The sequence below is a fragment of the Devosia faecipullorum genome (genome assembly GCF_015158295.1).
In the GTDB taxonomy this organism is placed as follows: Bacteria; Pseudomonadota; Alphaproteobacteria; order Rhizobiales; family Devosiaceae; genus Devosia; species Devosia faecipullorum.
The window spans coordinates 408,762-431,249 of record NZ_JACDXV010000001.1 but is presented as its reverse complement, the minus strand read 5'-3'; the positions used below and the strand labels follow the sequence as shown (position 1 = coordinate 431,249).

Genomic DNA, 22,488 nt, shown 5'->3' with positions numbered 1-22,488 from the left:
CATGCGACAGCCTGGCTTGCAGGGCCGGTGCCGAAGTCCTATTTCTTGGCCTTCGCCGGCCCCTCCATGCCGCCGCGACATCACTGGACAGAATATGACCGACAAGCCGAGCCTCAACCGCGAAATCGTCGTGCGCGGTGCCCGTGAGCACAATCTCAAGGGCATCGACGTCAAGTTGCCGCGCGACAGTCTGATCGTGATGACCGGCCTGTCCGGTTCGGGCAAGTCATCCCTCGCCTTCGACACCATCTATGCCGAAGGCCAGCGCCGCTATGTGGAATCGCTGTCCGCCTATGCGCGGCAATTCCTGGAAATGATGCAGAAGCCCGACGTCGAGCACATCGAGGGCCTCAGCCCCGCCATTTCCATCGAGCAGAAGACGACCTCGCGCAATCCGCGCTCGACTGTCGGCACCGTCACCGAGATCTACGACTATCTGCGCCTGCTCTATGCGCGCGTCGGCATTCCCTATTCGCCGGCGACGGGCCTGCCCATCGAAAGCCAGACCGTCTCCCAGATGGTGGACCGCACGCTGGAACTGCCCGAAGGCACGCGGCTCTATCTGCTGGCCCCGATCGCGCGCGGGCGCAAGGGCGAGTTCAAGAAGGAACTGGCCGACCTGATGCGCAAGGGGTTCCAGCGCGTCAAAATCGACGGCGAATATCACGAGATCGAGGACGCTCCGGCGCTCGACAAGAAATACAAGCACGATATCGAAGTGGTGGTGGACCGGCTCGTGGTTTCGCCCGACATTTCCGGACGGCTCGCGGAAAGTTTCGAAACCGCGCTGAAGCTGGCGGAAGGCATCGCGCTGGTCGAATTCGCCGACGAGAAGAATGAGGACGGCACGCCGCGCCAGATCACCTTTTCGGAAAAATTCGCCTGTCCGGTATCCGGCTTCACCATTGCCGAGATCGAGCCGCGCCTGTTCTCGTTCAACAATCCTTTTGGCGCCTGCCCGGTCTGCGATGGCCTGGGAACCGAGCAGAAGATCGACCCCGACCAGATCGTGCCCGATCCGACGCTGTCGCTGCGCGATGGCGCCATTCTGCCATGGTCGAAGACCAGCGCGCCCTATTATCTGCAAACGCTGCAATCGGTGACCAAGCATTATGGCGCGTCCATCGGCACGGCCTGGAACGAATTGCCCTTCGAGGTGCAGCACGCCGTTCTCTATGGCACCGACAAGACCAAGATCGCCTTCGAATATCACGACGGGCTGCGCAAATATTCGACGACGAAGCCCTTCGAAGGGGTGATCGGCAACCTTGAGCGCCGCTACAAGGAAACCGAAAGCGCCGGCATGCGCGAGGAAATCGAGAAATACATGTCGGCCAAGCCCTGCATGGCTTGCGGCGGCTATCGCCTCAAGCCGGAGACGCTGGCGGTCAAGATCGATGGCCTGCATATCGGCCAGGTCTCGGAAATGTCGATCAAGGTGGCGAGCAAGTGGTTCGTCGATCTTTCCGACAAGTTGAGCGAAACGCAGAGCCAGATCGGCGAACGCATTCTCAAGGAAATCCGCGAGCGGCTGAAATTCCTCAACGATGTGGGGCTGGAATATCTCTCCATGTCGCGCAATTCCGGCACCCTGTCGGGCGGCGAAAGCCAGCGCATCCGCCTTGCCAGCCAGATCGGTTCGGGCCTGACCGGGGTGCTCTATGTGCTGGACGAACCCTCGATTGGCCTGCATCAGCGCGATAATGCGCGGCTTCTGGAGACGTTGCAGCGGCTGCGCGACCTGGGCAATACCGTCATCGTCGTCGAACATGACGAGGATGCCATCCTCACCGCCGATTACGTGCTCGACATCGGTCCCGGCGCTGGGGTCAATGGCGGCCGCATCGTCGCCGAGGGCTCGCCGCAGGACATTCTCGATCACCCGGACAGCCTCACCGGCAAATATCTCTCCGGCCGCATGGGGATTCCGGTGCCGGCCGAGCGCCGCACCGGCACGAAGGGCAAGGCGCTCGCCATTCGCGGCGCAACCGGGAACAATCTCAAGAATGTTTCCGCCGATGTGCCGCTGGGCATGTTCGTGGCCATTACCGGCGTGTCGGGCGGCGGCAAGTCGACGCTGATGATCGACACCATGTACCAGGCCATCGCCCGCCGCCTCAACGGCGCGCGCGTGGTTCCGGCGCCGCATGAAAGCCTGACTGGGCTGGAATTTCTCGACAAGGTCATCGACATCGACCAATCGCCGATCGGGCGCACGCCGCGCTCCAATCCGGCGACCTATACCGGGGCCTTCACCCCGCTGCGCGAATGGTTTGCCGGGCTGCCGGAAGCGAAAGCGCGCGGCTATGGACCGGGGCGCTTCTCCTTCAACGTCAAGGGTGGGCGCTGCGAGAAGTGCGAGGGCGACGGCGTCCTCAAGATCGAAATGCATTTCCTGCCCGACGTTTACGTCACTTGCGACGTCTGCAAGGGCAAGCGCTACAATCGCGAGACGCTGGAAGTGCAGTTCAAGGGCAAGTCGATTTCCGACATCCTGGACATGACCATCGACGAGGGCGTGGACTTCTTCTCCGCCGTGCCGGTGATCCGCGACAAGTTCGCGACGCTCCAGCGCGTCGGGCTGGGCTATGTAAAGGTCGGGCAGCCCGCCACCACCCTGTCGGGCGGCGAGGCGCAGCGCGTCAAGCTATCAAAGGAACTCTCCAAACGCGCCACCGGCCGCACGCTCTACATGCTGGACGAGCCGACCACCGGCCTGCATTTCCACGACGTCGCCAAACTGCTCGAAGTGCTGCATGAACTGGTCGATGGCGGCAACACGGTCGTGGTCATCGAGCACAATCTGGAAGTGATCAAGACCGCCGACTGGATCATCGATCTGGGCCCCGAGGGCGGCGATGGTGGCGGCGAAATCGTCGCCATCGGCACGCCTGAGGAGGTCGCGGCCAATCCGCGCTCCCACACCGGCACCTTCCTCAAGGAAGTGATGGACCGTCGCCCCCACTTCGCCACGCGCGCCGCCGAATAGGCAAACGCGGCACCTTTCTCAACCTCTGCCCTCGGTTCAGCGTCACCACCCGGTTTATCCGGGTGGTCGATGTGAGTTGCGATGGATGTGGAGGGATGGATTGCCCGGACAAGCCGGGCAATGACGATGGGGGAGGTGCGGCTGGTAGGTGAGGAGGGTTATTGCTGGATTTGTGGGGTGAGGAAAAAGCCTACGTGTTTCGCTCGGCCCACGGTTCGGCGTCACCACCCGGCTTGTCCGGGTGGTCGATGCGAGTTGCGATGGATGGGGAGGGATGGATTGCCCGGACAAGCCGGGCAATGACGATGGGGGAGGTGCGGGTTCGAGAGAGGCGCGACTTCAGGCTTTCATGCTGCCCGTCGCTTTCCGCCGCATGTGCCAGGAAAACGCTTCTTCCAGCAGATGCGGGGTGTGGCCGCCGCGGGCGGTGGCGCGGGTGAAATAGTCGTCGAGCTGGGCGCGATAGGAAGGGTGGACGCAATTGTCGATGATCAGACGCGCCCGCTCGCGGGGCGCGCGATTGCGCAGGTCGGCGAGGCCGATTTCGGTGACCAGAATATCGACGTCATGCTCGGTGTGATCGACATGGCTGACCATGGGCACCACCGAGGAAATGTCGTCGTTCTTGGCCAGTGATTTGGTGACGAAAATCGAGAGATAGGCATTGCGGGCGAAATCGCCGGAGCCGCCGATGCCGTTCATCATGTTGGAGCCGTCCACATGCGTGGAATTGACGTTGCCGTAAATGTCGAATTCGAGCGCGGTATTGATGCCGATAATGCCCAGACGGCGAATGATCTCGGGGTGATTGGAGATTTCCTGCGGCCGCAGGACCAGCTTGTCCTTGTAGCGCTCGAAATTCGAGAATACCCGCTCGGCATAGGGGGCGCTGAGGGTGATCGAGGAGGCCGAGGCGAAGCTGAGCTTGCCGGCGTCGAAGAGGTCGAAGGTGGAATCCTGCAACACTTCCGAATAGAGCCGCAGATGGTGGAAGGGACCATCGGCCAGTCCCTTGAGCACCGAATTGGCGATGGTCCCGATGCCGGCCTGAAGCGGTTGCAGGGTGAGGTCGAGGCGGCCGGACGCGACTTCGTTTCCGAAAAAGGCGATCAGGTGGCGGGCAATGGCGCTGGTTTCGGAATCGCCGGGAAGAACGGACGAAGCGCTGTCGATCTCGTTGGTGATGACGATGGCGGCGATCTTTTCGGGCGCAATGGGCACATAGGGTGTGCCGACGCGGCTGTCGCAGGCCATGAGCGGAATGGGCGCGCGGGTCGGGCGCTTGCCGGGGATATAGATGTCGTGCAGCCCGTCGAGGCCAAGCGGCTGGGACAGGTTGATCTCGACGATGACCTTTTTGGCCAGCATGGCGAAGCTGGCCGAATTGCCGATGGAGGTGGTGGGGATCAGGCCGCCATCCTCGGTGATCGCCGCCGCCTCGACAATGGCGTAGTCAATGGGGCCGAGCTGGTTCGAACGCAGGTGTTCCACCGTCTCGCTCAGGTGCTGGTCGATGAACATGACCTCGCCGCGATTGATGGCCTTGCGCAAAGTGGGGTCGGCCTGGAAGGGCATGCGGCGAGACAGGACATGGGCCTCGGTCAGCATGCGGTCGATGTCATGGCCCAGCGAAGCGCCGGTGATCAGGGTGATCTGGAACGGATCGGTTCTGGCGCGCTCAGCCATGGCAATGGGCACGGCTTTGGCATCGCCGGCCTTGGTGAAGCCGCTCATGCCGATGATCATGCCATCCTCGATCATCGCGGCAGCAATTTCGGGCGCGACGATCCGCTCCAGAAGGGCGGGATGACGGATGCGGGCGGAGAGGTCGGCGGGATTCATTCAATAACTCTTGGTCATGCGGCGCGTAGAATATTGTGCCTAGCGGCAGCCAGGGCCGACGCATTGATCCGGGTCAAGTCAGCATTGACCCATGCGCAAATTTATGGAACAAAATGCGAACAAGGTCGTTTTCTCATCGCCGGGTATTGCCTGGGCGGCGTGCTATTACGCGGAAAATGTGTGCGCAATAGGAAAACGAAACCCCGTGGTGGCACGGAAAGGTCTAGTCTGCGCACCGTTGCAGGGAAGGCGTTCCGGGCTGTTCTTTATCCTGCGACGGATGAGAGCGCCTCGCAACCGGGCAGACCGGGGCTGAATTGGAAGGATTGATGCCATGGCTGGCAGTGTGAACAAGGTTATTCTGGTCGGCAATCTGGGCAATGACCCGGAAGTGCGCAACCTGCCGAGCGGCGGCAAGGTGGTGAACCTGAGCGTCGCCACCTCGGAAAGCTGGAAGGACCGCAATACCGGCGAGCGCCGCGAAAAGACCGAGTGGCACCGGGTGGTGATCTTCTCGGAAGGTCTGGCGCGCGTTGCCGAGCAATATCTGCGCAAGGGCAGCAAGGTCTATATCGAGGGCCAATTGCAGACCCGCAAATGGCAGGACCAGTCGGGACAGGACAAATATTCCACCGAAGTGGTGTTGCAGGGCTTCAATTCCAACCTGACGCTATTGGATGGCCGCGGCGATAGCGGCGGCTATGGCGCTGGCAATGACGGTGGCTTCAGGGGTGTCCGCGATCAGGGCGGTGGCGGCGGCGCGCGCCGTCCGCAGGCCAATGCGCCGGCCTTCGAGCCGGGCGGCATGGACGACGATATTCCGTTCTAAGCGGAGAGATAGGGCGGCCTGGGGCCGCCCTTTATGTTTTAGGGCAGGGGTCAGCGGCTGAAGGGGACTTCGGCGCGCAGGCTGTCGCCGGATTCGACATAGACCACTTCAAACACGACCTGAATGGCCTCGCTGCTGAGCTGGATCTGGGCGGAGATGTTGAGATCCTTGCCGTCTTCGTCCTTTTCGCGCTCGCGCAGGTTGAAGATGAGATTCTGGCCGCGCTTCTGGCCTACGGCGACACCATTGAAGGTGGCGTTGGAGCTCATCACTGCCTCGTAACGGCGATTGGCGTCGATATAGGCCATGGTCCCGGCGACCGACAGGGTGGTTCCGGCCAGGGTGCAGCGGCCATTATAATTCACCTTGTCCTGGTTGCCGTGGCTGAGGGAGAGGCGGCAGACGACGCTTTCCTGGCTGGCGCCAATCAGCACGCCGCGACCGCGCCACTCGCCGACATAGGACTTGAGCAGGGCCACATCGGCGGGGGCGGCCAGCGCCGGGGTCGATGCGGCGCCGGCGGAAAACAGCAGGCCCGCCAGCGCGGCAGCACGGGTCAGGGGTCCGAAAGAGATCATGAAGTAGCGCCTCCAAGCGGAGCGCCGTACGTTCCCTTGAACGAGCGCTCCATGTCCTTTGTTGAGCATCGAAACCGCAAGTCTGGATTCGATACTGGTGCAAACCAGCCCCCCGGCTGTTCGGCGAATCGTCGATTAGCAAATTTAAGCACGTCTGGCGCGGCCATTTCTGCGGGAAAGTGAATGCTCATGAAGGACCGGGCTGTTCCAGTTCGGTGGGACGGCCATCGCGCGTCGTGTGGGTGTCGGCCGTCGGATCGTCGGGCGTGGAATCTTCGTCGGCCATGCGCACGCTGATCTTACCCAGCGGCTGGAAGAATTTGCCGCCCGCGGCCAGCAAGGCCGGCAGGATGAAGAGGTCGCCAATCAGCGCGAAGGCGAGGGTCGAGACGAACAGCGTGCCGAAAAGCGCCACCTGCGGCAGTTCGGAGAAGGTGACGATGGCCACGCCGGCGCAGAGGATGATGGTGGTCGCGACGATGGCGCCGCCAATGCGGTTGAGCGTGTGCCGTACCGCATCCTCGTGGCTCATTCCCTCGCTGCGGCGAGCATGCAGGTAATGGGAGAGGAAATGCACAGTGTCGTCCACGGCAATGCCGAAAGCGATGGTGAGGGCGATCACCGTGGTCAATTGCAGGCCGGCACCTGAAAAATACAGCCATGCCTCGGTGCCCAGGATTGGGAACAGGTTGGGAATGGCGGAGGCCAGCGCGACGCGGAAGGATTGGAAAGCGAAGCCGATCAGCGCCAGGTTGACGATGACCGACAGGGTCAGGTCGAGTTGCAGGCCGCGCACGATGTCGTCGGTGGCGAAGGTGGTGAGGATGCGGAAGCCACCGATCTCGGCATCGTCGATGCCGGCAGCGGCCAGATCGGCCTCCAGATTGTCCACCAGATCCTTGAGCAGGTCGGATTCGATGATGGTCGGCATGAAGCCGGTGACCAGTGCCTGCGAACCGTCATCGGTAACGAAGCGCTTGCGCATGAAGGGGCCAACGGAATCGAACACCTCCTCGCGGGTGAAGCCGCTATCGGTGTAATTGGTGAGGCTGGCGGCCGAAATGACCTTGTTGAGGCCCAGATGGCTTTCGACGATCTGGTGAACAGCGCGCACCTTCTCGAAATCCACCGGGCCGATATTGGGATCGTTGCCGATCAAGGGCACGCGGACATAGAGCGGCGCGACACCGCCAACGCCGTCATCGATGTCGGCCGCCGCCGTGAGCGCGTTGGAATCGGTGGCGACGAAATCCTCGAAGGAAAAGCGTGGTTCGATGAGGCTGTAGGGGATCAGCAGCAGCAGCGTGACCACGATGGCGATGACCGAGAGGGGGCGGCCGAAGCGCTTGGCCATGAACCAGGCGAAGGGGAGCGGCGCGGTGAGCAATTTGCTGGTCTTGGGCGGCGCCCTGAAGCCGAGGCGGATGGCGAGCTTGAGCAGCAGCGGCATGAAGGTCATCAGGCAGACGAACAGCAGGAACGTGCCCATGGCGCCCGCAGCCGAAAATTCCCGAATGCCCTGACCAGGTGTCAGCGCCAGCGAGGCGAAGCTGACAAGAGTGGTGAGCATGGTCAGCGCCGCCGCCGGGCCAACCAGCTTGACCGTGGCGTCCACGGCCTTGTTCGGCTCCATGCCGTCACGCCAGAACGCCAGCCAATTGAAGACGAAGAACATGGATTCGGCGAAGGAAATCACCAGGACCAGGGTGGTGACGATGATGGTCAGGAAGGAGAAGGAGCCGAAGAACAGCAGGATCATGCCCATCGACCACATCACCGCCAGGAACGGCGTGGCGGCGACGATGATGGCGCCGAAGAACGAACGCAGCGCCACAAGCGCGATCAGCGCCCCGAGGCCAAAGCCCCAGACGGTGAATTTGACCTGATCGGACACCGAGGCATCGAGCATTTCAGTGGTCCAGATCGGTGGGCCGGTCAGTTCGATCTGGATGTCGTCGGATTGGTAGAAGGCGATGGTTTCGCGCAGGCTGTCGATCAGAGCCTTGGCGCCTTCGGCCTTCACCTTTTCCTGGTTGGGGAACAAGATGATCACCACGCCGGTCAGATCGGGGGTGATCAGGTTGCGCATCATCGGATCGTTCTGTTGCAGATCGATCAGCGCGAAAGCCACTTCGTCGGGCGTGAGCATGCCTTCGGGCACGGCCGGAACCGAGCCACCGCCCGGAATAGGCTTGCGCAGGGTGAAGGGCGACATGGTGCCGACGGCATAGTCGTTGAGTTCGAGCTCGAAGGCGAGGTAGCGGATTTCCTCGATGATTTCGGGATCGGCAAGGCGCTCCGAATTCACCAGGACATAGATGTCGTTCTCAAAGGTGCCGAACGTCTCGGAAAGCTGGTCATAGGCGTCGTAATGCTCGCCGGAATGAGCATAGACGCGCAGCAGGTCGCCATCGACATTGGCCTTGGGGATCTGGGAGAAGGCCAGGATGGTGAAGGCGAGTACGGCCAGCGCGACCACGCGTGGGAAGCGCAAGGTGGTGAGCCCGATATATTCGAGGCCGAAACCGATGGAACGCTTGTAGGTGATGCGGTCGAGGGCGCGCCTCAAAAGAGAACTAGAAGACAAAGAGACCGAACTCCCCCGAACCGGCGACAGGCCAAGATTTTTAGGGCTTTGATCTGAGTCCGTCCAGCGCGAGTGCGCGACGGCGCGGATTGGAGCATTTCCAGTATCGAAACGGCGCGCCGGAGCGACGATCGGGCCGCCATGCGAGCGATTGCATAGGCTCCGCGACGGGAAATCGTCCGATCTCCACAAAATGAAAGGTCCAAAAATTGGCGTTTTGCGCTGGAATCGCCTATCTATACGGCAACAAGAACCAACGTAGAATCACAACGTGACAGATACGCCTCAGGATGTGAGTGGCGGCGCGCCGTCCTCGGACATCGCCCCGATCTATATCACCGACGAAATGCGCAAGAGCTATCTCGATTACGCCATGAGCGTGATCGTGAGCCGCGCCCTGCCGGATGTGCGCGACGGCCTCAAGCCCGTGCATCGCCGCATCCTGTTCTCGATGAGCGAGAATGGCTACGAATATAACAAGCCGTTCCGCAAATCGGCCCGCGTGGTCGGCGACGTCATCGGTAAATACCACCCGCATGGCGACAGCGCCGTCTATATGGCGCTGGTCCGCATGGCCCAGCAATTTTCCATGGGCGAAATGCTGGTGGAAGGGCAGGGCAATTTCGGTTCGGTGGACGGCGATATGCCGGCTGCCATGCGCTATACCGAAGTGCGCATGCAGAAGATCACCAATTCCATGCTCGACGACCTCGACAAGGATACGGTGGATTTCCGCGACAATTATGACGGCTCCGAACATGAGCCGACCGTGTTGCCGGCGCGCTTCCCCAATATGCTGGTCAATGGCGGCGGCGGCATCGCCGTGGGCATGGCCACCAATATCCCCACCCACAACCTGGCCGAGACCATCAATGCGACGCTGGCGGTGATGGACGATCCGTTCATCACTACCGAAGCGCTGCTCGAACATCTTCCGGGCCCGGACTTCCCGACCGGCGGCATCATTCTCGGCCGCGCCGGAATCCGGCAGGCCTATGAGACGGGCAGGGGCTCGATCATCGTGCGCGGGCGCTCCTCCATCGAGGAGGTGCGCAAGGAGCGCGAAGCCATCGTCATCACCGAAATTCCTTATCAGGTGAACAAGGCGGCGATGGTGGAAAAGATCGCCGAACTGGTGCGCGACAAGCGCATCGAGGGCATTGCCGACCTGCGCGACGAATCCAGCCGCGAAGGCATGCGCGTGGTGGTCGAGGTCAAGCGCGACGCGCTGCCCGACGTGGTGCTGAACCAGCTCTATCGCTTCACGGCGCTGCAATCCTCGTTCGGCTGCAATTTCGTCGCGCTGAATGGCGGCAAGCCGGAATTGATGAATCTCAAGCAGATTCTGGACGCCTTCATCGAATTCCGCGAGGAAGTGGTGACGCGGCGCGCCCGGTTCCTGCTCAACAAGGCGCGGGATCGCGCCCATGTGCTGGTTGGCCTCGCCGTTGCCGTCGCGAATATCGATGAAGTGATCGCGCTGATCCGCACCGCGCCCGATCCGGCCACGGCGCGCGAGCAATTGATGACCCGCCGCTGGCCCGCAGCCGATGTCGAGCCGCTGATCCGGCTGATCGACGATCCGCGCCACCGCATCAACGATGACGGCACGTTCAACCTTTCCGAAGAACAGGCCCGCGCCATTCTCGAATTGCGACTGGCGCGCCTCACGGCCCTCGGTCGCGACGAAATCGGCGACGAATTGAACGGGCTGGGCACGGAAATCGAGGATTATCTCGACATCCTGCGCTCGCGGGAGCGGGTCCGCGACATCATCCGCACCGAGCTGGAGGAGGTCCGCGCACAGTTCGGTTCGCCGCGCCGCACCGAGATTTCCGACTATGCCGCCGATTTTGACGATGAAGACCTGATCGCCCGCGAGGACATGGTCGTTACCGTCAGCCATAGCGGCTATATCAAGCGCGTGCCGCTCTCCACCTATCGGGCGCAGAACCGTGGCGGCAAGGGCCGCTCGGGCATGGCGACGCGCGAGGAAGATTTCGTTTCGCGCCTCTTCGTCGCCAATACCCATACGCCGGTGCTGTTCTTCACCAGCCGGGGCATCGCCTACAAGCTCAAGGTCTGGCGCCTGCCGCTCGCGGCCGCCAATGCCAGGGGCAAGGCGCTGATCAACATCCTGCCGCTGGAGCAGGGCGAGCGCATCACCACGATCATGCCGCTGCCGGAGGATGAAACCTCCTGGGGCAATCTCGACATCATGTTCGCCACGACACGCGGCACTGTGCGCCGCAATTCGCTGGCCGATTTCGTCGAAGTTCGCCAGAACGGCAAGATCGCCATGAAGCTGGATGAGGGCGACGAGATCGTCGGCGTCGAAACCTGCACCACCAGCAATGACGTCTTGCTGACCACGGCGCTCGGGCAGGCGATCCGCTTCCGGGTGGACGATGTGCGCCTGTTCAAGGGCCGCGATTCCATGGGTGTGCGTGGCATTCAACTGGCCGAGGGCGATCATGTCATCTCGATGGCGGTGATCAACCATTCGCAGGCCGATGCCGAGCAGCGCGCCGCCTATCTCAAGATGAGCCGCGCGGTGCGCGGCGAGGCGGATGGCGAGGACAGCGGTTCGGACGAGGCCGACGTGGTCGCGGGCGAATTGAGCCCCGAGCTCTACGCGCAAATGGGCGCCAGCGAGCAGTTCATCCTGACCATTTCCGAAAACGGCTATGGCAAGCGCACATCCAGCCACGAATACCGGATCACTGGGCGTGGCGGTAAGGGCATCGTCGCCATGGCGGTCAACAAGCGCAATGGCAATCTGGTGGCGTCCTTCCCCGTGGAGGACAATGACCAGATCATGCTGATCAGCGATGGCGGGCAGACAATCCGTCTGCCGGTGGGCGGCGACAAGCCGATCCGCATCGTGTCGCGCGGCTCGCAGGGGGTGATCGTCTTCGATACCGCCGAAGGCGAGAAGGTCGTTTCGGTGGAGCGCATCAGCGAGCCGGAAGGCGAGGACGATGAAGGCGGCGAGAATGCGCCGGCCGAACCGATCGTGGAATAGCAAGGGGCGCTTCGGCGCCCCTTTTTCATGGCGGGTGTGGGAGGGAATGGACGTTCTGCATTGCCACTCCCGAGATCGCCCATGCGGTTCCGCCCTTTCCTGGCGCTGAACCTTTACAGCAAAGAGATCGCGTAATGCCTTCTACCAGAATCGAAACACGCAAAGGCTGGCTGGGCGAGCGGCGGCGCGATTTCATCGAGGCGGTGCAGGCGGCGCTGGTCGCGGGCATTCAAATTCCCGAAGCGGACCGCTGCATCAGGCTGGCCGAATATGATGAGGAAGCCTTTGTCACGGGGCCGGACAAGGGGCCCCATTATACAGTGATCGAGATCAGCCTGTTCCCGGGACGAAGCATCGAGGCCAAGAGGCGGCTCTATACCGAACTGGTGGCGGCGCTTACGCCGTTCGGGCTGGCGGCACACGACCTCAAAATCATCCTCCATGAAGTGCCGCGGGAGAACTGGGGACTGCGCGGCAAGCCGGGCAGCGAAATCGAACTGGGTTTCAAGGTTGACGTCTAGCACCACGCCCGCCACCGGCTATCGTGCCTTGCTGTCGCTGATGCTGCCGCGCCGGCTGGCGCTGGCGAGCATTCCGGCGGATTTTTCCGATTGGCTGGATTATGCCGCCGTCATCGCGCTGGTAGTTTTTGCCTGGGGCGAAGGGCCGTTCGCGCTGGCCCTGCTGGCCCTGGCGCTGAGCCTGCCTTATGTGCTGGTCGGCCCCTTTCTCGCGGTCATCGTCGATCATGCGCCGATCCGCCGGGTGCTGGTGATTTCCAACCTCGGGCGCGGGCTGGCGACGCTGGCTTTCGCCTTCGTCGACCAGACATTGGTGCTGCTGGCGCTGGTGTTTTTGCGCGGCAGCATCGATTCCGCCTTCACCCCGGCGCGGCAATCGGCGATCCAGGCCAGTACGCCGCCGGAATTGCTTACTCACGCAAATGGCCTGCATCAGGCCATCAACCAGACCTCCAAGATCGCCGGGCCGGCCATTGGCGGGCTACTGCTGATCGTCTGGCAACCGCAACACGTCTTCATGTTCAACGCGCTGCTGTCGCTGGTGGCCATGCTGGTGTCATGGACCATAGTGCTGCCGCCACGCCCGACGCCGAGCGAGGAGCGCGGCCGTTTCCTGACGGAATCGCTCAAGGGCATTACCGAATATGGCCGCAGCCAAATCCTCCTCGTGGCGCTGATTTTTTCGGCATGCGCCTATTTCGCCTTCTTCCTCTATGACGCGCTGATCGCGCTTCTGGCGCAGGGATTTGGCTTTGATGGCACCGCTTTCGGCCTGTCGATTGCCGCATCGGGAGCCGGTGGGCTGGCCGGCGCGCTGTTGGCCGGGCAGGTGGCGAACATGCGACCGATCCTCACTATGGCGCTGGCCGCAATAGTCTCGGGCGCTTCGACGGCCGCGCTTGCCTGGTTCGCCATGCAGGGTTGGGCGATGCCCCTGCCGGCATTCCTGCTGGCCCTGGGATTTATCGGCGGCATGACGGCATTCATGCTGGTGCCCTATCGCACCATCGTCCAGAAGGAAGCGCCGCCCGACCGCATCGCCCGCGTGTTTGCCGCCGGGGAGGCCGCCATTACGCTGACCATGCTCTCAGCGCCGCTGATTGGCAGTTTCATCGCCGGGCGCTGGGGTACGCCAGCGGCGTTTCTCGCGGGCGGGCTGCTGCTGATCTGCCTGGGCGCCGCCACGCTTGCCAGCATGCGGCGGTCGTGACAGAAACTGAACAACAACAAAGCGAAGGGAGGCTCCATGAGCGATCTGGTGGGGTTTTATCCGGGGTCTTTCGATCCGCTGACCAATGGGCATCTCGATGTGATCGAGCGCGCCTGCAAGCTGGTGGACACGCTGGTCGTGGCCGTCGGCGTCAGCGCCACCAAGAAGAACCCGCTTTTCGCCCATGAGGACCGCGTGGCGATCCTTGAACAGGTCTTGCCCGCCATCGGCACGCGCACCAATACCCAGTTCCGCATCGTCGATTTCTCCGGGCTGATGGTCAATTCGGCGCGCGAGAATGGCGCCAAGCTGATCATTCGCGGGCTGCGCGACACCACCGACTACAATTACGAGATGCAGATGGTGGGCATGAACGCACAGATGGCGCCGGACCTGCAAACCGTCTTCCTGCCCTCCAGCCCGCCAGTGCGGCATATCTCGGCCACATTGGTGCGGCAGATCGCTGAAATGGGCGGGGATATTTCCGCCTTCGTCCCGCCAATCGTATTTAAGGCCCTGCAATCGAAATGACCAAATTCACTCGCCGCACTTTCGCCGCCCTCGCCCTGGGCGCGACCCTGTTCGCCGCGCCGGTATTCGCCCAGGATGGCAATCCGCACCTGATCCTGACGCTGGAAGACGGGGTGGTGGACATTGAATTGCTGCCGGAAATCGCGCCGCTGCATGTGGAGCGCGTGGTGACGCTGACCGAACAGGGGCTCTACGACGGCGTGGTGTTTCACCGCGTGATCGACGGCTTCATGGCCCAGACCGGCGACGTCAAGAACGGCAATGCCGACAGCCCGAATTACAATCTGGCCATGGCGGGAACCGGTGGTTCGGAACTGCCCAATGTGCAGGCGGAGTTCAATTCCGAAAGCTTCGTGCGTGGCGTGCTTGGCGCGGCGCGGTCGCAGGATCCCAATTCCTTCAATTCGCAATTCTTCATCACCACGGCCGATGCCAGCTTCCTCGACCGCCAATATACGGTGTTCGGCAAGGTGGTTTCCGGCATGGAAGCCGTGGACGCGCTGGAAAAGGGCCCGCAAGAGCAGAATGGCGCCGTGGCCAATCCCGATCGGATCGTCAAGGCGAGTATTGAATACAAGTAAGGTACACACGCCACCGTCACCATCCGACTTGTCCGGGTGGTCCATGCAATAGAGCGGCGCAGCTGGATTGCCTGGTCCTCGGATCAAGTCCGAGGATGGCCGGGCAATGATGGTATTTGATGGGCCGTTGCTGCTTGCGCCCCGAGAGCAATGGCCTTACATCCGGGCCACCTTCTTTTAGCGAAAGAGACCGTTCATGGCCTATGCCGATCCCGAAAACACGCTCGTCATCGAAACCAGCAAGGGCAAGGTGGTCATCGCCATGAAGCCCGAAGTGGCGCCCGGCCATGTCGAGCACATCAAGAAGCTGGCCCGCGAAGGCGCCTATGACGGCGTGGTGTTCCACCGCGTGATCGAGGGCTTCATGGCCCAGACCGGCGACGTGAAGTTCGGCAATTCCAATTCGCCCGATTTCAACCTTTCGCGCACCGGCACCGGCGGTTCGAGCTATCCGAACCTCAAGCAGGAATTCAACGAGACGCCGCACAAGCGCGGCACCGCCTCGATGGCCCGCTCGCAAGACCCGAACAGCGCCAATTCGCAGTTCTTCATCTGCTTCGAGGACGCTCCCTTCCTCAACCGCCAGTACACCGTCTGGGGCGAAGTGATCGAAGGCATGGAAAATGTCGACCAGATCAAGCGCGGCGAGCCGGTGGTCAATCCGGACCAGATGGTCTCGGTGAAAGTCGCGGCCGACATCGCCGAATAATCCTGACACTGGCGGCTGCGGCCGCCAGTTGCTTTTTGGGCTGCGCTCCGGGCCGTGTTCGCGCTGTCGCAGCCCCATATTACCGAGCCCCCATGCGTGTTTCCGATTTTGACTTCGAGCTGCCCGAATCCCTGATTGCGCTGCATCCGGTTGAGCCGCGCGACAGCGCGAGGCTCCTGGTCGTGCGCCCGGGAGCGGCGGTGCAGGACCGCCATATTCCCGATTTGCGGACTTTGCTGCGCCCGGGTGACGTTCTCGTGGTCAACGATACGCGGGTGCTGCCCGCCGAATTGCGCGGGGTGCGTATTCGCGGCGAGAACCGGGCCGGGGTGTCGTTCAACCTGCACAAGCGCGTCGATGCCCATACCTGGCGGGCCTTTGCGCGCCCGGCCAAGAAGATGGCGCTGCTCGACCGGCTCGAACTGGGCAATGGCGAAGGCGAATTGCTGGTGGCGCGCATTGCCGGCAAGGGCGAAACCGGCGAGGTCACGCTTGAGTTCGAACTGGGCGGAGCGCAGCTCGACGAAGCGATCAAATCGCATGGGGCCATGCCGCTGCCGCCCTATATCGGGGCGAAACGGGAGGTCGAGGAACGCGACAAGACCGATTACCAGACGGTCTATGCCGCCGAGGACGGCGCTGTCGCCGCGCCGACGGCCGGCCTGCATTTCACCGAAAAGCTGTTGCAGGATCTTGCCGACATGGATGTGGCGCTGGAGCGGGTGACGCTGCATGTCGGCGCTGGCACGTTCCTGCCGATGAAGGTGGACGACACCGACGACCATGTCATGCATTCCGAATGGGGCGAAATCGACGCGGCGACGGTCGAGCGCATTCAGGCGCGCCGCGCCGCCGGGGGCAGGGTGGTTGCCGTGGGCACGACCAGCCTGCGCCTTCTGGAAACGGCATCGCGGGCGACGGGGCAATTGCAGCCTTTTGTCGGGGATACCGATATTTTCATCACCCCCGGCTTCCGCTTCCGCACAGTGGATGTGCTGATGACCAATTTTCACCTGCCGAAATCGACCCTGTTCATGCTGGTCAGCGCCTTTGCCGGTTTCGAGACGATGAAAGCGGCTTACGCTCACGCCATCGCCAATGGCTATCGCTTCTATTCCTATGGCGATTCATCGCTGCTGCACCGGGCGGCGCATCCCGAGGATGATGGGTGAGCCAATATCGCCCGATAAACCGCCATACCAATCGGATTGTCGCCGGATTGCGGCGCGTGGCGGAGAGCGATGCACCCAGGCTCAGCTTTGACCGGCTGATCGAGGCCATGGGGCGGCATTCGCACCGCCTGGTCATCCTGGTGCTGACGCTGCTCAACATGATCCCCGGGCCGCCGGGCTTTGGTGGTACCATCGCCTGGACCACATTCGCGGTGGCGCTGTTCATGGTGCTGGGCCGGCCCATTCGCCTACCCGCCGTTATTGGCGACCGCAAATTGCCGCTCGGACTCTTGCTCAAGGCCAGCGAACAGGTGGCGCGGGTGACGGCGATCATCGCGCGCTTCTCGCGGCCCCGGCTGCGCTGGCTGACCGGCGCCGCGGCGACGCTGCCCTATGGCGTTTTCACCATGATCCTCAGTGTGTTCATGACTTTGCCGATCCCTTTCATCAATGCCATTCCCAATATCGGGCTCTGCATCATCGCCTTTTCGATGCTGAACCGGGATGGGCTGGGGGTCGTGATCGGGCTGGTCATCTGCACCATGGGCCTGTTGGTCGCGGGCGCCTTGCTGACGGGAGTGTTTCACCTCGGCATGGCCGCCGTCGACGCGGTTACCTAAGGGCTCCTTGACAGACAACGCTGCGCAATTGGATTGCCCGGACGAGCCGGGCAATGACGATGGAATGCAGATGCTCGGCGAGAAGGCGCTGCGGTTCGGAAACTGAAGCGCGTCGCGTTCTTGCGGATGTGCTTCCTGCGCGTTAGCTCCTGGTTTTGGCGGATGTCTTTATCCTGAAACCTGCGCCACATTCGGGAGACAGGCTCTAAATCCCCGCCGCATCGTGCTGGAGAACGCCGGAAAAACCGCAGGCGGCGCCATGATAATAGAGGCATCCGGTTTGTTCTTCGGTGGTCAGGGTGCCGTCTTCGTTAAAGGTCAGCGAGATTTCGCAATAGCGACGGTTGAGGCCGGTTTCCCCCTGGCCGGGATCATAGTCTTCGTTCTCGACGAAGAAATTGCCGCCCTTGCTGTCCAGAATGACCTCGCCATCGATGCCGCCACCACAGCCGGCCATGTCGGAAATCGGCACGACGGTGGAGATGGAAATTGCATAGATGTCACTCTCGATATGGGTGAGATCGAGCGTGATTTCGCCTTCGCCCTCGCCGAACCAATGGCCCTGATGTTCCTGCGCCAATGTCGGGACAGCGCCCAGGATGGAAAGAAGCAAAGCGGCGAGTGTAGGACGAAGCATACAAGTATCCTGGAATCAGTGATTGAACGCCAAGCCTTATGCCAAAGCGTGGCGGAATTCGGAGCCTGTTTTCCAGTTCTTGCATGGGCGATTGTCGGAATGCCGACGAGGGGCTAGAACCCGCTGCATGAAACAGGTCACATTCTCCCTTCTCGCCAGTGACGGCATGGCCCGCCGCGGCCGCATCGACACGCCTCGCGGCGAGATCAACACGCCCGCTTTCATGCCGGTGGGCACGGCGGGCACGGTCAAGGCCATGTATCCCGAGCAGGTGCGCGAAACCGGCGCGGATATTCTGCTGGGCAATACCTATCACCTGATGCTGCGGCCCGGCGCCGAGCGGGTGGCGGCGCTGGGCGGGCTGCACACTTTCATGGACTGGCAGCGCCCGATCCTCACCGATAGCGGCGGGTTCCAGGTCATGTCGCTGGCCAAGCTGCGCAAGCTCACCGAGAAGGGCGTCACCTTCAAGTCGCATATCGACGGCTCGAGCCATGAGCTGACGCCGGAGCGCTCCATCGAAATCCAAACGCTGCTGGACAGCGACATCATCATGCAGCTCGACGAGTGCATCGCCTTGCCCGCCGAGCGCAAGGAGATGGAACGGGCGATGGAATTATCGATCCGCTGGGCCGACCGCTCCAAGACGGCGTTCAACAACCAGCAGACCCGTGCCCTGTTCGGCATCGTGCAGGGCGGCGACGATCCGGCATTGCGGGCGCGCTCGGCGGCCGGGCTGCAATCGATCGGCTTCGACGGCTATTCCATCGGCGGGCTGGCGGTGGGCGAGCCGCAGGAGGTGATGTTCCGGGTGCTTTCAGACATCACCCCCGAACTGCCCTGGGACAGGCCGCGCTATCTGATGGGCGTGGGCAAGCCGGACGACATTCTCGGCGGCATCGAGCGTGGCGTCGACATGTTCGACTGCGTGCACCCCACCCGCGCCGGTCGCCATGGCCATGCCTATACGCGCTTTGGCGTCATCAACCTGAAAAATGCCCGGCATAAGGACGATCACCGGCCGCTGGACGAGCAATCGCCCAATCCCAATTGCCGGCGCTGGAGCCGAGCCTATCTGCACCATCTGGTGCGGACCGAGGAGATTTTGGGGGCCATGGTGCTTTCGCAGATCAACCTGGCCTATTATCAGGAACTGACTGCGGGCACGCGCGCGGCCATCGAGGCCGGGCGGATGAGCGATTTTGCAGCGGAAACGCGGGCGGCATGGGCCGCTGGCGATCTGCCGGTTTTGTGAGGATATGAGTATGGCCAAGGGCTCGAAGGATTCTGGGTTCAATGCGCTCAACAAGCACCGCAAGCGCTTGAGCGAAATCACTATGCGCGAGATGTTCGCGCTCGATCCCAACCGTTTCCAGCGGTTTTCCGCCAGCGGCGCCAATATCCTGCTCGATTATTCCAAGAACCGGATCGACGAGGAGGTCATGGCTGCGCTATTCGACCTGGCCCGCGCCGCCGGGGTGGAGGAACGCCGCACCCAGATGTGCGAGGGCGAGCATATCAACATCACCGAAGACCGCGCCGTGATGCACATGGCCCTGCGCTATCAGGGCGATCATCCGGTGATGGTCGATGGCAAGGACGTGATGCCGGATGTGCGCGGCGTTCTCAAGGCCATCGAAAACTACACCAATGCGGTGCGCTCGGGCGAAATTCGCGGCCATGGCGGTGAGCAGATCACCGATGTGGTCAATATCGGCATCGGTGGCTCCGATCTCGGACCGGCCATGGTGACGCTGGCGCTGGAGCCCTATACGCGGGCCGATTTGCGGGCGCACTACGTCTCCAATGTCGATGGCGCCCATATCCATGACGTGCTGAAGCGGCTCGATCCGAAGAAGACGCTGTTCATCGTCGCCTCCAAGACCTTCACCACCGACGAAACCATGACCAATGCCAATTCGGCGCGGAAATGGCTCGCCGACGCGCTGGGCGAGGAAGCGGTGCCGAACCATTTCGCGGCGGTGTCGACCAATATCGAGGCCTGCGCCAAGTTCGGAATTCGCGAGGACCGGATTTTCGGCTTCTGGGACTGGGTGGGCGGCCGCTATTCGGTGTGGTCGGCCATCGGCCTGCCGATCGCGCTGGCCGTGGGCTATGACAATTTCGCCAAATTCCTTGCCGGCGCCGATGCCATGGACCGGCATTTCCTCGAAACGCCGCTGGAAAAGAACCTGCCGGTGATCATGGCGCTGCTCGGGGTCTGGTATCGCAATGGCTGGGGTTTCTCGACCCATGCGGTGCTGCCCTACGACCAGCGGCTGAGCCGGTTTGCCGCCTATCTGCAGCAGCAGGACATGGAATCGAATGGCAAGTCGGTAACGCTCAGTGGCAAGCCCGTCGAATGGCCGACCGGCCCCATCGTCTGGGGCGAGCCGGGCACCAATGGCCAGCACGCCTTCTATCAGCTGATCCACCAGGGCACCGATGTCATCCCCGCCGATTTCCTGATCGCCGCCCGGCCGCATGAGAGCCTGCCGCCACATCACGACAAGCTGGTGGCCAATGTGCTGGCGCAGTCCGAGGCGCTGATGCTGGGCAAGACCAAGACCGAAGTGGTCGAGGAATTGAAGGAACAGGGCCTAGGCAAGGAGCAGATCAAGGAACTGGCGCCGCATAAGGTGTTTCCGGGCAATCGCCCGTCCAACACGCTGTTCTATCCGCAATTGACCCCGGAAGCGCTGGGCTCGCTGATCGCGCTTTATGAGCACAAGGTGTTCGTGCAGGGCGTGATCTGGAACGTCAATTCCTACGATCAATGGGGCGTGGAACTGGGCAAGCAACTCGCCAAGGCGTTGCTGCCCAAGGTTCAGGGCGAGGCGAGCGGGGAGGACCATGACAGTTCCACCCAGGGCCTCCTCGCCTATTACCGCGCGAACAAGGGCTGAGCCCTTGACCATCACCACCGAGGAACAGCTTGAAAAGCTCAAGGCCATCGGTCGCATCTGTGCCGTGGCGCGCGACGCCATGGCCGCAGCCATGCGTCCGGGCATGACGACGCTGGAACTGGACGAGATCGGCGCGAAAATCCTGGCGGAGAACGGGGCCTTGTCGGCACCCATCGTCACCTATGATTTTCCAGGCGCCACCTGCATTTCGGTGAATGAGGAAATCGCCCATGGCATTCCCGGCGAGCGGGTGCTGAAGGAAGGCGATCTGGTCAATATCGACGTTTCAGCGGTCAAGGACGGCGTCTTTGCCGATTGCGGCGCGTCTTTCGTGCTGGGCAAGGGCGATCCCCGGCTCGACGCGCTGTGCCGCGACGGCAAGAAGGCAATGTGGGCCGGTATCCGCGTCGCCAAGGCCGGCGCGGCGCTGGCCGATATCGGCACCGAAATCGGCAAGGTGGCGAAAAAGGGCGGCTATACGCTGATCCGCAATCTCGCCAGCCACGGCGTCGGCGACAGCCTCCATGACGAACCTGGTGAAATTCCGACCTGGCCGGACCGCTCGGAGCGCCGCAGGATCGGCAATGGGCTGGTGTTCACCATCGAGCCCTTCCTGTCATTAGGCGGGCAGATGGCCGAGCAGATGTATGAAGACGACGAGTGGACGCTGACCGCCGAGCCATTGGCGCCCTGTGTTCAATATGAGCACACGATCGTGGCGACGCCGCGCGGGGCAGTGGTGGTGACGCTGGCGGGGTAGCGTTTCGTTGCGACCAACTCTGGTCATAATTGCCCGACAATCCAAAGTCTCGGAGGCATGTGCCGATGGGACAGTCCCGACGGCAGCGATGGATATTGAGGGCGGCGCCTGGTCTGCCGCGCGCCAACTATAGCGGAATGCGGTCTATCGAACGCGAATTACCGCTCCAATCCTTTGTTTGCGCATCGGATTATCCGAAAACCGCAAATACGCTTTTCGGTCCGATGCTTTAGAGCCAGATCAGCAGCAACGGGCCGAGAATGATGAGGCCGACGCCCAAAACGAAGCGGAGATTGCCGAGGCGCCGCAATGCCGGCACGCTCAGCACGGTGGCGAGCACCAAAAACCCTACCAGTGCGATCAAGGCTGGCAGCAGCGGATTGAGGTTGAGCGCGGTATTTTCGGTCAATTGCAGATAGACCATGTGGCCGGCGGCAAAGCCGATCAGCGCCATGATGACCACCGATACGGCCTTGGCGGCGATGATCAGGGCCATGTCGATTGTATTGCTGTAGAGCAGCAGGGCGATGCCCGATGTGGTCACGTGCACGGCGGCCAGGGTGGCGAAAACGCCGCTGCCGACGAGCACCGGCACCAATTCAGGCGGCGAATTGAGCGGCAGTGAGCCGACCATGGGCAGGTTGGCGCCATAGGTGGCCAGCAGCAGGATGACATAGAGCATCACCAGCGTGCCGCCGGCGAAGATCAGCAATGTGACCGCAAGAACCTTGAGTAGGTCCGTCGTATCCTGTGACATCTTTCCCCCGGCCATCAGCCAAATTCCATGCCGCGATAGTACGGCAGCAGGGTGATTCTCAAATATGAATGCGTCGCCGACTGATCTGACCGGTCCTTGTATGCGGCAGGCCGTGGCGCGGCGCGGTCAGAATGCGCACCGGCTTGCGGAATTCCTCGGACAATTCGCCCGCGTCGGCGCGATTGTCGAGTTCGGCATAGGGGTCGATGCAGGATTGCGGCGTGTCAGCCATTA

At 62.1% G+C, this 22,488-nt stretch carries 19 protein-coding genes; 13 read left to right on the top strand and 6 right to left on the bottom strand.

The annotated features are described in order from the left end of the window. Positions 1 to 94 precede the first annotated feature (94 nt). Complete coding sequence (gene uvrA / locus H0482_RS02095) at positions 95 to 2,989, top strand: excinuclease ABC subunit UvrA (protein WP_193728365.1); 2,895 nt, start codon at positions 95 to 97, stop codon at positions 2,987 to 2,989. Positions 2,990 to 3,328: 339 nt separating this feature from the next. Here the strand turns inward: uvrA and H0482_RS02090 are convergent, their stop codons facing one another. Next, positions 3,329 to 4,831: a succinate CoA transferase gene (locus H0482_RS02090; protein ID WP_193728364.1), complete on the bottom strand. Its 1,503-nt coding sequence runs from the start codon at positions 4,829 to 4,831 to the stop codon at positions 3,329 to 3,331. A 334-nt stretch (positions 4,832 to 5,165) separates the two neighbouring features. On the opposite strand from H0482_RS02090, the gene ssb reads away from it, so the two are divergent. Further along, positions 5,166 to 5,660, top strand: a complete 495-nt coding sequence (gene ssb, locus H0482_RS02085; protein ID WP_193728363.1) for a single-stranded DNA-binding protein — start codon at positions 5,166 to 5,168, stop codon at positions 5,658 to 5,660. A gap of 50 nt (positions 5,661 to 5,710) precedes the next feature. Here the strand turns inward: ssb and H0482_RS02080 are convergent, their stop codons facing one another. After that, positions 5,711 to 6,238: a hypothetical protein gene (locus H0482_RS02080; protein WP_193728362.1), complete on the bottom strand. Its 528-nt coding sequence runs from the start codon at positions 6,236 to 6,238 to the stop codon at positions 5,711 to 5,713. Between the two features lie 187 nt (positions 6,239 to 6,425). Continuing rightward, the gene (locus H0482_RS02075) at positions 6,426 to 8,825 is read right to left on the bottom strand and encodes an efflux RND transporter permease subunit (protein WP_193728361.1); all 2,400 of its coding nucleotides are present in this window, start codon (positions 8,823 to 8,825) and stop codon (positions 6,426 to 6,428) included. 346 nt (positions 8,826 to 9,171) lie between these two features. Here H0482_RS02075 and gyrA point away from each other — a divergent pair, with 346 nt between their 5' ends. The 8 genes from gyrA (at position 9,172) to H0482_RS02035 (ending at position 17,194) form a co-directional block, all read left to right on the top strand. Then, positions 9,172 to 11,850, top strand: a complete 2,679-nt coding sequence (gene gyrA / locus H0482_RS02070; RefSeq protein WP_193729062.1) for a DNA gyrase subunit A — start codon at positions 9,172 to 9,174, stop codon at positions 11,848 to 11,850. A gap of 134 nt (positions 11,851 to 11,984) precedes the next feature. Continuing rightward, entirely contained in the window at positions 11,985 to 12,371 is a 387-nt protein-coding gene (locus H0482_RS02065) for a tautomerase family protein (RefSeq protein ID WP_193728360.1), read from the top strand. Further along, positions 12,361 to 13,581: an MFS transporter gene (locus H0482_RS02060; protein ID WP_193728359.1), complete on the top strand. Its 1,221-nt coding sequence runs from the start codon at positions 12,361 to 12,363 to the stop codon at positions 13,579 to 13,581. The genes H0482_RS02065 and H0482_RS02060 overlap by 11 nt, the downstream gene beginning before the upstream one ends. 36 nt (positions 13,582 to 13,617) lie before the next feature. Next, positions 13,618 to 14,112 carry a pantetheine-phosphate adenylyltransferase gene (gene coaD, locus H0482_RS02055; RefSeq protein ID WP_193728358.1) on the top strand — a complete coding sequence of 165 codons (495 nt, stop codon included), beginning with the start codon at positions 13,618 to 13,620 and terminating at the stop codon, positions 14,110 to 14,112. Then, a complete protein-coding gene (locus H0482_RS02050) occupies positions 14,109 to 14,693 on the top strand; it encodes a peptidylprolyl isomerase (protein ID WP_193728357.1) in 585 nt (194 codons plus the stop codon). Before coaD ends, H0482_RS02050 begins: the two co-directional genes overlap by 4 nt. Before the next feature lie 196 nt (positions 14,694 to 14,889). Next, entirely contained in the window at positions 14,890 to 15,402 is a 513-nt protein-coding gene (locus H0482_RS02045; protein ID WP_193728356.1) for a peptidylprolyl isomerase, read from the top strand. A 92-nt stretch (positions 15,403 to 15,494) separates the two neighbouring features. Continuing rightward, positions 15,495 to 16,574: a tRNA preQ1(34) S-adenosylmethionine ribosyltransferase-isomerase QueA gene (gene queA, locus H0482_RS02040; RefSeq protein WP_193728355.1), complete on the top strand. Its 1,080-nt coding sequence runs from the start codon at positions 15,495 to 15,497 to the stop codon at positions 16,572 to 16,574. Next, positions 16,571 to 17,194, top strand: coding sequence for an exopolysaccharide biosynthesis protein (locus tag H0482_RS02035; protein WP_193728354.1), 624 nt, complete (start codon positions 16,571 to 16,573; stop codon positions 17,192 to 17,194). Before queA ends, H0482_RS02035 begins: the two co-directional genes overlap by 4 nt. A 205-nt stretch (positions 17,195 to 17,399) precedes the next feature. On the opposite strand, the gene H0482_RS02030 is transcribed toward H0482_RS02035, so the two are convergent. Beyond that, positions 17,400 to 17,831, bottom strand: coding sequence for a hypothetical protein (locus H0482_RS02030; protein ID WP_193728353.1), 432 nt, complete (start codon positions 17,829 to 17,831; stop codon positions 17,400 to 17,402). A gap of 127 nt (positions 17,832 to 17,958) precedes the next feature. On the opposite strand from H0482_RS02030, the gene tgt reads away from it, so the two are divergent. From tgt to map, 3 genes are read left to right on the top strand one after another with little or no spacing between them, the layout of a single operon-like run. After that, a complete protein-coding gene (gene tgt / locus H0482_RS02025) occupies positions 17,959 to 19,086 on the top strand; it encodes a tRNA guanosine(34) transglycosylase Tgt (RefSeq protein WP_193728352.1) in 1,128 nt (375 codons plus the stop codon). A gap of 10 nt (positions 19,087 to 19,096) precedes the next feature. Further along, the gene (gene pgi, locus H0482_RS02020) at positions 19,097 to 20,737 is read left to right on the top strand and encodes a glucose-6-phosphate isomerase (protein WP_193728351.1); all 1,641 of its coding nucleotides are present in this window, start codon (positions 19,097 to 19,099) and stop codon (positions 20,735 to 20,737) included. 4 nt (positions 20,738 to 20,741) lie between these two features. Next, positions 20,742 to 21,497 carry a type I methionyl aminopeptidase gene (gene map, locus H0482_RS02015; protein ID WP_193728350.1) on the top strand — a complete coding sequence of 252 codons (756 nt, stop codon included), beginning with the start codon at positions 20,742 to 20,744 and terminating at the stop codon, positions 21,495 to 21,497. Between the two features lie 229 nt (positions 21,498 to 21,726). Here the strand turns inward: map and H0482_RS02010 are convergent, their stop codons facing one another. Beyond that, entirely contained in the window at positions 21,727 to 22,254 is a 528-nt protein-coding gene (locus H0482_RS02010) for a hypothetical protein (RefSeq protein ID WP_193728349.1), read from the bottom strand. Between the two features lie 58 nt (positions 22,255 to 22,312). After that, positions 22,313 to 22,486 carry a hypothetical protein gene (locus H0482_RS02005; RefSeq protein ID WP_193728348.1) on the bottom strand — a complete coding sequence of 58 codons (174 nt, stop codon included), beginning with the start codon at positions 22,484 to 22,486 and terminating at the stop codon, positions 22,313 to 22,315. Positions 22,487 to 22,488: the final 2 nt, after the last annotated feature.